General features: G+C 71.6%; 10 protein-coding genes. 5 read left to right on the forward strand and 5 right to left on the reverse strand.

Features of this window, described 5'->3' with window-relative positions:
- Positions 1-31: 31 nt before the first annotated feature.
- Entirely contained in the window at positions 32-1,900 is a 1,869-nt protein-coding gene (gene typA, locus Van01_RS28125; RefSeq protein ID WP_204013893.1) for a translational GTPase TypA, read from the forward strand.
- A gap of 8 nt (positions 1,901-1,908) precedes the next feature.
- A complete protein-coding gene (locus Van01_RS28130) occupies positions 1,909-2,811 on the forward strand; it encodes a serine hydrolase (protein WP_204013895.1) in 903 nt (300 codons plus the stop codon).
- On the opposite strand, the gene Van01_RS28135 is transcribed toward Van01_RS28130, so the two are convergent.
- Entirely contained in the window at positions 2,765-3,574 is an 810-nt protein-coding gene (locus tag Van01_RS28135; RefSeq protein ID WP_204013897.1) for a tyrosine-protein phosphatase, read from the reverse strand. The genes Van01_RS28130 and Van01_RS28135 overlap by 47 nt on opposite strands.
- 232 nt (positions 3,575-3,806) lie before the next feature.
- Here Van01_RS28135 and Van01_RS28140 point away from each other — a divergent pair, with 232 nt between their 5' ends.
- Positions 3,807-4,736: a C40 family peptidase gene (locus Van01_RS28140; protein ID WP_239099357.1), complete on the forward strand. Its 930-nt coding sequence runs from the start codon at positions 3,807-3,809 to the stop codon at positions 4,734-4,736.
- 109 nt (positions 4,737-4,845) lie between these two features.
- Here the strand turns inward: Van01_RS28140 and Van01_RS28145 are convergent, their stop codons facing one another.
- Positions 4,846-5,844: a TerC family protein gene (locus Van01_RS28145; RefSeq protein WP_204013899.1), complete on the reverse strand. Its 999-nt coding sequence runs from the start codon at positions 5,842-5,844 to the stop codon at positions 4,846-4,848.
- A gap of 194 nt (positions 5,845-6,038) precedes the next feature.
- On the opposite strand from Van01_RS28145, the gene Van01_RS28150 reads away from it, so the two are divergent.
- Positions 6,039-6,332 (forward strand): antibiotic biosynthesis monooxygenase family protein, encoded by a 294-nt coding sequence (locus Van01_RS28150; protein ID WP_204013902.1) that lies wholly within the window; start codon positions 6,039-6,041, stop codon positions 6,330-6,332.
- A gap of 173 nt (positions 6,333-6,505) precedes the next feature.
- Here the strand turns inward: Van01_RS28150 and Van01_RS28155 are convergent, their stop codons facing one another.
- Positions 6,506-7,360, reverse strand: a complete 855-nt coding sequence (locus Van01_RS28155; protein ID WP_204013905.1) for a helix-turn-helix domain-containing protein — start codon at positions 7,358-7,360, stop codon at positions 6,506-6,508.
- Between the two features lie 110 nt (positions 7,361-7,470).
- Positions 7,471-9,579 carry an excinuclease ABC subunit UvrB gene (gene uvrB, locus Van01_RS28160; protein ID WP_204013907.1) on the reverse strand — a complete coding sequence of 703 codons (2,109 nt, stop codon included), beginning with the start codon at positions 9,577-9,579 and terminating at the stop codon, positions 7,471-7,473.
- 378 nt (positions 9,580-9,957) lie between these two features.
- Between uvrB and Van01_RS28165 the strand changes: the two genes are divergently transcribed.
- Positions 9,958-11,556 carry an amino acid adenylation domain-containing protein gene (locus tag Van01_RS28165; RefSeq protein ID WP_204013909.1) on the forward strand — a complete coding sequence of 533 codons (1,599 nt, stop codon included), beginning with the start codon at positions 9,958-9,960 and terminating at the stop codon, positions 11,554-11,556.
- A gap of 13 nt (positions 11,557-11,569) precedes the next feature.
- On the opposite strand, the gene coaE is transcribed toward Van01_RS28165, so the two are convergent.
- Complete coding sequence (gene coaE / locus Van01_RS28170; RefSeq protein ID WP_204013911.1) at positions 11,570-12,751, reverse strand: dephospho-CoA kinase; 1,182 nt, start codon at positions 12,749-12,751, stop codon at positions 11,570-11,572.
- Positions 12,752-12,767 lie beyond the last annotated feature (16 nt).

Below are 12,767 nucleotides of genomic sequence, written 5' to 3' on the forward strand. Positions count from 1 at the left end.
CGGCTCCCGCGCAGGCGGGAGGATGGAGCTCATGCAGCTTCGCACCGACCTCCGCAACGTCGCCATCATCGCTCACGTCGACCACGGCAAGACCACCCTGGTCGACGCCATGTTGCGGCAGTCCGGCGCCTACGGCGCCCGGGGCGAGGTGACCGAGCGGGTGATGGACTCGATGGACCTCGAACGCGAAAAGGGCATCACCATCCTGGCCAAGAACACCGGCGTGCGCTACCTGCCGGCGGACGGCTCCGACCCGGTCACCATCAACATCATCGACACTCCCGGTCACGCCGACTTCGGCGGCGAGGTGGAGCGCGGCCTGACCATGGTCGACGGTGTGGTGCTGCTGGTGGACGCCAGCGAAGGGCCGCTGCCGCAGACCCGCTTCGTGCTCCGCAAGGCCCTCAAGGCCCGCATGCCGATCATCCTGGTGATCAACAAGGTGGACCGCCCCGACGCCCGGATCAAAGAGGTGGTCGACGACACCTACGAACTCTTCCTCGACCTCGACGCCGACGAGGCGCAGATCGACTTCCCGATCGTCTACGCCTGCGCCCGCGACGGCATCGCCTCGCTCACCCAACCCGCCGACGGCTCCGTCCCGCAGGACAGCCAGAGCCTCGAACCACTGTTCCGCACCCTGCTGGACACCATCCCGCCGCCCGCGTACGACGAGAGCGCCCCGCTGCAGGCACACGTCACGAACCTCGACGCGTCCCCGTTCCTCGGCCGCCTCGCGCTGTGCCGGGTCCGCCAGGGCACCATCGCCAAGGGCCAGAGCGTGGCCTGGTGCCGCACCGACGGCAGCACCCAGCGGGTCCGCATCTCCGAGCTGCTGATGACCGAAGGCCTGGAGCGCAAGCCCGCCGACAGCGCCGGACCGGGCGACATCATCGCGGTCGCCGGCATTCCCGAGATCATGATCGGCGAGACCCTCGCCGACGCGGAGAACCCGATCCCGCTACCGCTGATCACCGTCGACGAGCCGGCGATCTCGATGACCATCGGCACCAACAACTCGCCGCTTGTCGGCCGGGTCAAGGGTGCCAAGGTCACCGCCCGGATGGTCAAGGACCGCCTCGACAAGGAACTCGTCGGCAACGTGTCGCTGCGGGTACTGCCCACCGAGCGTCCCGACGCCTGGGAGGTGCAGGGCCGAGGCGAGTTGGCCCTGGCGATCCTGGTCGAGCAGATGCGCCGCGAGTCGTTCGAGCTGACCGTCGGCAAGCCGCAGGTCGTCACCCGGGAGATCGACGGGCGGACCTGCGAGCCGGTGGAGCGGCTCACCATCGACGCGCCGGACGAGTACCTCGGCGCGATCACCCAGCTGCTGGCCACCCGCAAGGGCCGGATGGAGCAACTGGTCAACCACGGCACCGGCTGGGTCCGGATGGAGTGGCTCGTCCCGGCGCGCGGTCTGATCGGCTTCCGCACCGAGTTCCTCACCGAGACCCGGGGCACCGGCATCCTGCACCACGTCTTCGAGTCGTACGAGCCGTGGTTCGGTGAGCTGCGCACCCGCAACAACGGCTCGCTTGTCGCCGACCGCTCCGGCAGCGTCACCGCCTTCGCGATGACGAACCTCCAGGAGCGCGGCCAGCTCTTCGTCGAGCCCGGCACCGAGGTGTACGAGGGCATGATCGTCGGGGAGAACTCCCGCTCCGACGACATGGACGTCAACATCACCAAGGAGAAGAAGCTCACGAACATGCGTTCGTCGACCGCCGACGAGACCGAGAAGCTGATCCCGCCGCGCAAGCTGTCCCTGGAGCAGGCACTCGAGTTCTGCCGCGAGGACGAGTGCGTCGAGGTCACCCCGGCCGCTGTCCGCATCCGCAAGGTGGTGCTCGACCAGACCCAGCGGGCCCGCACCGCCGCCCGTCGCAAGCACGCCGGCTGAGCCGATCGATGGCCGGAGACGACCTCCACGCGCGGCTGGACGGGGAGCCCGGCACGATCTCGGTATGGGCGGGGCCCCTCGGTGCCCCGCCCACCTGGACCCGGCACGCCGAGGCCACCCACTACGCGGCGAGCACGATGAAACTGGCGGTGCTCGCCGCGCTGTACCGCGCCGCCGAGGCCGGCCACCTCGACCCGGACGCCCGGGTCGAAGTCGTCAACAGGTTCACCTCCGCCCGGCCGGACGCCCCGCCGTACTCCTGTCGCCGCGCCTACGACAACGACGCGGCCGTCTGGGACCGCCTGGACGGTCGGGCGTCGCTGCGCTGGCTCGCCGAACGCATGATCGTCCGCTCCAGCAACCTCGCCACCAACCTGGTCATCGAACACGTCGGACTGCCCGCCGTGGCACAGGTCTGGCACCGTGTCGACGCCCGGCACAGCATCACCGGGCGCGGCATCGAGGACTTCGCCGCCCGCGAAGCCCAGATCACCAACCTGGTCACCGCCGCCGACCTGGCCGCACTGCTCGGCGCCGTCGCCACCGGCGCCACCCGCCCCGGGCCGATCGCCTCGCCCGCCGGCTGTGCCGCCATGCTTGACGTCCTCTGCGCCCAGCAGATCCGTCAGGACATCGCCGAAGGGCTGCCGGCCGGCGTCCGGCTCGCTCACAAGAACGGCTGGGTACGCGGCGTACGGCACGGGGCGGCGGTGGTCTACCCCGACGACGCCGACGCCTACCTGCTCGTCGTCTGCACCACAGTCGATGACGAGCAGACCGACGCTCGGCCCGACGCCGACGCCCGCGAGTTGGTGGCCGACATCTCGCGCCAGGTCTGGCAGGCCCGCCACGACCTGACCGCGCTCACTCCAACAGGTTCGCCCGCAACGCCGCCACCGTCTCCTCGGTGATCCCCAGGCCGTCGCGCAGGTACGCCCCGAACGACCCGTGCGTCCGCCGCACCTGTGCGTACGCCGCGTCGAGATACTCCGGGCGGACCTCCAGCACCGGCCGGACCGCCGCCTCGTCGAGCCCGGGATGCCGCTGCCGCATCGCGTCGATGAGCACCTCGCGCAGACTCTCGGTCATCGGATTGTGGGCCAGGTAGTCGGCGCGGATCGCGGCCTCGTCGACCCCGAGGGCGTGCAGCAGCACAACTGTGAGCCAACCGGTCCGGTCCTTGCCCGCCGAGCAGTGGTAGACCAGCGGAAGGTTCCGCTCGTCGGCGGCCAACCGGACCGCCGCGGCGAACCCCTCCCGGGCCGAGGCTCCGGTGACGAACCAGCGGTAGATCGCCGCCATCGCCGCCGGTGTGCCCTGCCGGGCCAACTCCGCGTACCCGCTCAGGTCGTGACCGAGCAGCACCGCCGAGACGTACGTGAAGACCGGATGCGCCGGGTCGTGCACCGGCAGGTGCACCACCGTCGGCTCGCCCGCCAGCCGGTCCGGCGGCGCCACCGACACCTCCGACCGGGCTCGCAGGTCCACCACGCAGGCCGGTCCGAGCTTCGCCAGCACCGGCAGGTCCTCGTCGGTCAGCCGGCCCAACGCCGGGGTACGGATCAGCCGTCCGGGGCGTACCCGCCGGCCCGCGACCCCGATCAGTCCACCCAGGTCCCGCGCGTTGGGCGCACCGACAAGTGTCCAGTCCGCCCCGTCCACGCGCTCACTCATCCGACTCCTCCTCACCTACAGCGTGCCGTACCCGATGATCGTCGCGGTACGCGCCCACCCCCCGACCACTGCGGTGCCGGCCGATCGCGACGGACCTCGTCCCGTCGGAAGCGCCGGGCGGCCCGCCACCGCTCGAACCGCCGCCGTAAAAATCCAGACTGACGAATTGATGGAATGCTCGGGTTTCCCTATGGTCCGAGCAACGGGGGCGTGACCGACCGGGGGTGTGATCGTGCCGCTGGGCACCGAGGCGATGGTCCGGGTCGCCGTGGCTGCCCTGTGGAGTTCCCCCGACGCGGTCCGGCCGGTGGACGCCCCGGCGCTCGGCGCACCCGCCGACGTCGGGGCATGGGTCGCCGGCCTGGACGCCGCCCGACAGGCCGGTGAGGCGGTGCTCAGCCAGTTGCTGCTCGGCGAGCGGGTGCTGGTCACCGAACTCCGGCCGGACGGCTGGGCGCACGTGGTGGCTGTCGAACAACCGTCGGCCCGACTCGACCCGCGTGGCTATCCGGGCTGGTTGCCGATCACGCAGCTGACCACGGCAGCCACGGGTGCCGACGGCACCGCCCAGATGGTTGTCGACACCGCTGTCACCGCCCTGCACGCCACCGCCGCCGGTCCGGTCGCCGTACCGGGGGTCGTCCTCGGCACCCGGCTCGCCGGGGCCGGTGCCCCGGTCGACGGGTGGCAGCCCGTCCTTGCCCCGGGGCACACCGGGGCGCTGTGGCTGCCGGCGGCGCACGTGGTCGCCGCGCCCACCACGCCACCGACCGCCGAGCAGGTGCTGTCCGTCGCGGCCCGTCTGCTCGACGTCGAATATCTGTGGGGCGGGATGTCGGCGTACGGCATCGACTGTTCCGGACTGGTGCACCTGGTCTGGCGGCGGCTCGGCGTGCAGGTCCCCCGCGACGCCAGCGACCAGGCCACCGCGGCCCGCCGGTTGGAGCTGGGCACCGAGCGGGTGGGGGATCTGTACAGCTTCGCCCGGCCGGGTCGCCGGATCCACCACATCGGCATCGTCACGGCCACCGAGCCGCGGCGCGAGCGACGCATGCTGCACGCCTGCCACGGGCATCGCCGGGTGCTGGAGGAGCCGCTGTCCGTCGAGCGCAACGCCACCCTGCTCGGCGCCCACCGGCTCGGCGCCGGCCCGGCACGGTGAGCGCCGCCCCGGCTGCCCGGCGTCGCTGCCTGGTCGCCGGCTGTCCGGCCCCGCGCCCGGCGGCGGGCCGTTCTGGCGTACCCGGTGCGGCCGGGCCGGGTGGTACGGCTCAGCGACGGGACGCGGTCAGCTCGCGTCGCCGGTCCCGCGAGGATCTGACCAGGCTCGCCGCCGTGGCCACCGCCAGGGTGCCGAGAATGATCAGCAGTGACAGCCAGATCGGGATGTGCGGCGCCCAGCCGACGTGCTCGCCGTTGTTGATGAACGGCAGATTGTTCTCCGCAAGCGCCTCCAGGATCAGCTTGACCCCGATGAAGCCGAGCACCACCGCGAGCCCGTGACTCAGGTAGATCAACCGGTCGAGCAGCCCACCGAGCAGGAAGTAGAGCTGTCGCAGCCCCATCAGCGCGAACACGTTCGCGGTGAAGACGAGGTACGGCTCGTGGGTGATGCCGAAGATGGCCGGGATCGAGTCGAGCGCGAAGATCAGGTCGGTGGTACCGATGGCGATCATGACGATCAGCATCGGTGTGAACATCCGCCGGCCGTTCTCCCGCACCGTCAGCCGGGCGCCGTCGTAGCCGCGCGAGATGGGCAGCGCCCGCCGGCTCCAGCGGATCAGGACGTTCTCGGTGAACTCCTCCTCACTCGACTCGCCCTGCCGGGCGAGATTGATCGCGGTGTAGATCAGGAACGCCCCGAAGAGGTAGAAGACCCAGGTGAACTGCGAGATCAACGCTGCTCCGGCGGCGATGAAGCCGCCCCGCATGACGAGGGCGAGGACGATGCCGACAAGCAGCACCTTCTGCTGGTACTGCCGGGGCACGGCGAAGCGGGCCATGATGATCACGAAGACGAAGAGATTGTCCACCGAGAGGCTGTACTCGGTGAGCCAGCCGGTGTAGAACTGCCCCGCCACGCTCGCCCCGGCGGTGAGCCAGAGACCACCGCCGAACAACAGGGCCAGTCCGACGTAGAAGGCGACCCAGAGGCTCGACTCGCGCACGCTCGGCTCGTGCGGCCGACGTCCGATGATGAGCAGATCCACCACGAGGACCGCGGTCAGAGCCACGAGCGTGGCCGCCCACACCAGTCCCGACACGTTCACAGTCTCATTCCTCCGGCAGCCGCTCAGCAACCGGCACACGGTACGCCCTCCGGGACGTGACCGCGGCCCCACCCTCTTTGAGCAACCTAGGAGGATGGGTCACCAGGTGGTGCGGTGCGGCGGCGCGGACGGCCGGCACCGGAAAACCCGACCGGGCCGACACGGCCCCGGCCCCGATGTGGCAGGCTGCCGCCATGGTCCTCGAGGTAGCGCTCATCGACGTCATCCCTGGCCACGAGGAGGCGTTCGCCGCCGCGTACGCCCAGGGACATCCGCTGCTGGCCGGCACGCCCGGCTGCCGCTCGGTACGGATGACCCGGGGCCTGGAGTCCCCCTCCCGCTTCGTGCTGCTTGTCGAGTGGGACTCGGTCGAGGCGCACGAGCAGAACTTCCGGGCCACCGAACGCTTCGCCGGGTGGCGTGAGCTGATCGGCCCGCACTTCGCCGCGCCGCCGCGGGTCGAACACTTCGTCGACGTACCCGCCTGACGGCATCGGGGCACCACGCACCGAACCGAGAAAGTGTCACACCGTCCACCTATTGTGCGTCTCGCGTCGGCACCGGCCCCGACGGCTTCGGGGGCGCCGGGCCCGGTGCCGACGCCACGATCGCGGTCCTGCCCGCCCCACCTGCCGGCCTCAGCCAGACAGGTGCCGGCGCGTCACGCGTCGAGCCGGCGGGCCAGCAGCCGCACCGTCTCCTCCTCCGGCAGCGCCGCCTCCAGCAGGCAGTCGGTCATCCGCTCGTACCTGTCGACGTCGGTCGCGGTGGTCAGCCGCACGTCAGTGGTCAGCGCCTCCAGCATGACGGTGCGCGGGTCCGCCGGATCCGGGAAGGAGTAGCAGGAGAACGGAGTCAACGGCAACGGGGTGCGACCCGCGCCGAACCGCAGCAGTCGGATCGTCACATGCGGCAGGACGGCCAGGTCGAGCAGGTGGCGCAGCTGCTCACGCCACACCTCCTCCGGATCATCCCCCGGCTCGCAGGCCAACTCGGTGACCAGAGCCGTGTAGCGGGGCGGCTCGACGCGGCGCAGCACACCCTGCCGGGCGGCCCGGGCCCGCAGGTCGGCCTCCACGTCCACACTCGGGTCGATCAGCTGACCGGCGACGATGCGCAGTCGGGCGTACGCCGGGGTCTGCAGCAGGCCGGGCACGATCGCCGGCTGGTACTCCACGATGCCCGCCGCGCCGGCTTCGAGCTCGGCGTAGGTGCGCTGCCGCTCCCCCATCTCGCCGAGCGACTTCCACCAGCCCCGGCTGGTGGCCGCGTCCCGGGCGATGACGATCAGGGCGTCACGTTGCCGCGACGGCACCTCGTAGATGTCGAGCAGGTCGAGCACGTCGGCCAGGTCGGGACGGCTCTGCCCCAGCTCGATGCGGGACAGCTTGGAGGTGGACGCCCAGCCGAGTCGCTCACACACCTGTTCCAGGGTCAGCGCCTCCCGTCGGCGTAGCTGACGCAACTCGGCGCCCAGTCGCGCACGTCGAATGACCGGACTTGTTGGCAACGGCATCCCTGCCTCCCCACCGAGGGAGAGTACGCACGGCGATCACGTAGCGCAATAGGACGCTCGCATTCCGCTATTCCCCCACCGTAGGAAGTGGATTGTCCACCCGGCCGGGCCTACCGCACGCCGGCGGCGTCCATGCCCCGCAACTCCTTCTTGAGGTCGGCGACCTCGTCCCGGATCCGGGCGGCCAACTCGAACTGCAACTCCCGCGCGGCGGCCAGCATCTGGTCGTTGAGCTCCTGGATGAGCTGCGCCAACTCGGCCCGAGCCATGCCCTCGCGGGCCGGTGTGGCGGCGCCGCCCCGGGCCCGGCTGCGCGTCTCCTTGACCGGTGCCTTGCCCCGCGACAGCTGGCGCACCGCACCGCCGACCCGGGTCGCCTCGGTGTCCTCCGCCTCGCGGTAGATGTCGTCGAGAATGTCGTGGATCTTCTTGCGCAGCGGCTCCGGGCTGACCCCGTGCGCCTCGTTGTGCGCGATCTGCTTGGCCCGCCGCCGGTTCGTCTCGTCGATCGCGTCCGCCATCGACGGAGTGATCTTGTCGGCGTACATGTGCACCTGGCCGGAGACGTTACGGGCGGCCCGGCCGATGGTCTGGATCAACGATCGACCACTGCGCAGGAAGCCCTCCTTGTCCGCGTCCAGGATCGCCACCAACGACACCTCCGGCAGGTCGAGGCCCTCCCGTAGCAGGTTGATGCCGACAAGCACGTCGTAGTCACCACGACGCAACTCGCGCAGCAGCTCCACCCGGCGCAGCGTGTCCACCTCGGAGTGCAGATACCGCACCCGGATGCCGTTCTCCAGCAGGTAGTCCGACAGATCCTCGGCCATCTTCTTGGTCAACGTGGTGACCAGCACCCGCTCGTCACGCTCGGTACGCAACTTGATCTCATGCATCAGGTCGTCGATCTGGCCCTTCGTGGGCTTGACGACCACCTCCGGGTCGACCAGGCCGGTCGGACGGATCACCTGCTCCACGAACTCGCCCTGAGCGTGCTCCAGCTCCCACGGGCCGGGGGTGGCCGACAGGAAGACCATCTGGCCGACCCGCTCCAGGAACTCGTCGAACCGCAGCGGCCGGTTGTCGGCGGCGCTGGGCAGCCGGAACCCGTGGTCGATGAGCATCCGCTTGCGCGAGGCGTCGCCCTCGTACATGCCGCCGATCTGCGGGATCGTCACGTGCGACTCGTCGACGACGGTGAGGAAGTCGTCGGGGAAGTAGTCCAGCAGGCAGTGCGGCGGGCTGCCGGGCAGTCGGCCGTCGATGTGCATCGAGTAGTTCTCGATGCCCGAGCAGAAGCCCACCTGCCGCATCATCTCGATGTCGTACGTGGTGCGCATGCGCAGCCGCTGCGCCTCCAGCAGCTTGCCCTGCCGTTCCAGCTCGGCCAGCCGCTCGCCCAGCTCCGCCTCGATGTCGCGGACCGCCCGCTCCATCCGCTCCGGCCCGGCCGCGTAGTGCGTCGCCGGGAAGATCAACAGATTGTCCACCTCGCGGACCACGTCACCGGTCAACGGGTTGAGGTAGTAGAGCTTCTCCACCTCGTCGCCGAAGAGCTCGATCCGCACGGCGAGTTCCTCGTACGCCGGAATGATCTCCAGCGTGTCACCACGGACCCGGAAGGTGCCGCGTTGGAAGGCCATGTCGTTGCGGGTGTACTGGATGTCGACCAGCCGGCGCAGCAGCTGGTCCCGGTCCAGCTCCTGGCCCACGGCGACCCGCACCGCGCGGTCGAGGTACTCCTCCGGGGTGCCCAGCCCGTAGATCGCCGAGACGGTCGCGACCACCACCACGTCACGACGGGTGAGCAGCGACATCGTCGCCGAGTGCCGGAGCCGCTCGACCTCCTCGTTGATCGAGGAGTCCTTCTCGATGTACGTGTCGGTCTGCGGGATGTACGCCTCGGGCTGGTAATAGTCGTAGTACGAGACGAAGTACTCCACGGCGTTGTCCGGCAGCAGCTCGCTGAACTCCTTCGCGAGCTGAGCGCAGAGCGTCTTGTTGGGCGCCAGCACCAGCGTGGGGCGTTGCAACCGCTCGATCAGCCAGGCGGTGGTGGCGCTCTTGCCGGTGCCGGTCGCGCCGAGCAGCACCGTGTGCCGGTCGCCACGGCGGACCCGTCGCTCCAGGTCGTCGATCGCCGCCGGCTGGTCGCCGGCCGGCTGAAAATCACTTATGACCTGGAAACGGCCATCGAGCCGGGGTATGTCGAGCGCCATGCCGTCAACGGTACGCCGGGGCTACGACAGCCGATCCGCTTCCGCCCGCTGCCCGCGGCGTACCGGGAGTCCGGCCACGGTGGGGGCCCGGCGGCGCACCCCACGGCGGCCCCGGCCGACTACGTGCAGCACGTGATCGGCTTCGATATTCGCATTGTGTGGTTCTTCTCACCCCGCTACGCTTTTCCCGTAGGCCGCTCGCGGCGGCCGACCGGGCCGGTGGCGGGCCGCACAGGCCACGCCGCCCCCGGCACCGAGGGTCGCAGCACCCGGCATGCCTGGCGTGCGCACCGGACGTGGTCGCGCCGAGAGCGCTGACCGGCCGCCGCGAGCGCCCCTGCTCGTCACCCCCGCGTGGTCCGCGCCGTTCATCCTCCCGTGGAGAGCAGCTCACAACCGCCGTCCGACAGCCGCCGTCGCCGCGCGGTCAACCGTCGTCACCGGGCCGGCATCGTGCCGCCCGCGGTGCTCAAGCTGGCCGTCGCCGAGCCGCCCACCCGGCTACCGGAGTCACGGCCGGGCGTCCGCCGGGCGGTGGTGCCCGGCGGGCTGCTCGACCTGGCCGCCGGTAACCGGGCCGAGGAGGAGGATCTGGCCGGATCGGCCACGGCGGCGGACGGCCCGCGGCGCGACGGCAACCGCCGACGTCGCCTCACCCTCACCGGGCTGGTCCTCACCGCGGTCCTCTCCGCGGTGATGCTGGTGGCGACCCTTGTCAACTGGGCGCCGGACGGGCCACCGCCACGGGAACTGACCACGGGCGAACGAGAACGCCTGGCCGCCATGCGGGTGACCAACTATCGGGAGCTGCGCGCCGGTCTGCACGTCACCGCCGGCAGTGGCGCCACCCGCACCGACCTGCTCGGCTGGGTCGACTGGGCGCGGGGGTTGGCCTATCTCGACGTGGGGGGACCGGGCGCGGGCGCGTCCCGTGGGTTGGCCCAGGCCACCCCCACGGTGCTGGTGGTCCGACCCGACCCGGCGGCCGTGCCGACGCCGGCCATGCCGCCGCTGGTGCCACCGGCCGACGGTTGGCGGCTGCCCGCCGACCGGCGCCTCGATCCACTGCTCGGGCTGATCTTCGCGCTCGCCGCCGACCGGCCCGACGAGGTGGACGGCTGGCTCGGCCGTTGGGTGGACCGGGAACACCTCAACGGTGAGCCGGTCGACGTCCTGGAGATCTCGACGCCGGGCCCCGGTGCGTCGCCGACCCGCACCCCCGCCGCCTCCGATGCCGGTACCCCGACCCGCTACTGGCTGGACCCGGCCGGCCGGCTGCACCGGGTTCAGGCCGACGTCGCCGGGGTCGGACCGGTCACGGTGGCCCTGAACCGGGCCGACCGACCGACGCTGCGGCCGGTGGAGGCGCTCGGTGGTCGGCCCGGCCTGCCCCGCGCGCTGACCGCCGCCGAACGGGACCGGTGGCGCCGGTTGCCGGCCCGCCTGCGGAGCGCCGGTGGGGCGACTGTCGCCCTGACCGTGCCCGTCTCGGCCGCCACCAACCTGCGCGGCAGCGGCTGGCTGAGCTGGACGTCAGGCACCGCGTACCTCTGTGTCACCGACCTCGACGCCGACGGTCGACGCACCCTGGTCCGCCACCACGGTCGCAAGATCACCCGGATCGACGACGCCACGACCGGCGGGGCGGCACGTCCACCACTGCCGCCACCGACCGCGGGATGGCGGGCCGGACCGCATCGCACGGAAGCCCTCGACCCGCTGGTGGCCGCCGCGCTCCGGGCCGCGCAGCGCTCCGGCGTGCCGGGCAGCGCACAACGGGTACGCGGCGACACCCTCGCCGGCAGTACCGTGGACGTGGTGCAGGTCGACACCGCCCGAGGGCCGCTGCGCTACTGGGTCGATCGGGACGGGATGCTGCGCCGGCTAGAGTTGCCGACGCGGGCGGGCGCCTGGGCGCAGCTCGACCTGACCCCGGGCCGGGTACCACGGTTGACGCCGCCGCCCGCCAAGCGCTGACGGGTGCCACTTCTCAGGGACGCCAGCCCGTGCGCGCGGCCCACTCCTCCGCCCGCAGGTGCTCCTCGTCGAACCACGGGTCCTTCGCCGTGGCGTACGCGCCGCTGTCCGGTGCGGACGCCGCCAGTTCCCGCTTGAGCACCAGATACGCGGACCGCTGGTCGGGATCGGCCCGCAGGTGGTCACGCATCAGCAGGGCGTACCGCCAGCCTGGCGAACCGGTCACCCGCACGTGCAGGTGAACCGGGCGGGCCGGGTCCGCGCTGCCGTGCAGCCGCTTCTCCCACCGGCCGCTGCCGGCCGGTCGCGGGCTGTCCCACCACTGGCCCGGCAGGGCGGGAAACCCCGCGTCGGCCAGCCGCTCGGCCAACGCACCGTCGGCGTCGGCGAGAGACGGCACGCTGAGCTGGATGTCGATGACGTCCTTGGCGGCCAGGCCAGCCACGGCTGTCGAACCGATGTGGTCGATCCGCAGGTCGGCCGGGGCGATGGCGTGCCGGATCCGGTCCGCCAGCCGCGCGTACTGCTGGGGCCAGGTCGGGTCGGGCTCGGCCAGCCTGACCTGGTTCACCCGCACCGCCCGCCGGTGCCGCACGTTGGTCTCGAAGGGCACCAGCCGCTGCCGCCAGAGCGCGTCGACAGCGGCGTGCAGGTCATCGAGGGTGCCGTCGTTCGTCAGCAGCACGTCCGCGACCGCCGCCCGGCGGGCGTCGTCGGCCTGCGCGGCGAGCCGACGCTGGGCATCCGCCCGGCTCATCCCCCGGTCGCGGGCCAGCCGCGCCAACCGGGTCTCCGCCTCCGTCTGGACCACTACCACCAGGTGGTACGTGGCCGCCAAGCCCACCTCCACCAGCAGCGGCACGTCGTTTACCACCACCGCGTCGGGTGGGGCGGCACCTGTCAGTTCGGCGGTACGGGCCCGGACCCGGCCGTGGATGATCGCCTCCAGCTTGCGCCGGGCCGGCTCGTCGGCGAACACCAGCTCACCCAGGGCAGCCCGGTCCAGGGCCCCGTCGGTGTTCAGCACCCGGTCGGAGAACGCGGCGACGACCTCGGCGAGACCCTCGGTGCCGGGCGCGACCACCTCGCGGGCGAGCTGATCGGCGTCGATGAGCATCGCGCCCCGCTCGACAAGCCGTCGCGCCACAGCGCTCTTGCCCGAACCGATCCCGCCGGTCAACCCCACCCTCAGCACGGCACCCAGTCAACCC

It is taken from the genome of Micromonospora andamanensis, from assembly GCF_016863495.1.
GTDB lineage: Bacteria > Actinomycetota > Actinomycetes > Mycobacteriales > Micromonosporaceae > Micromonospora > Micromonospora andamanensis.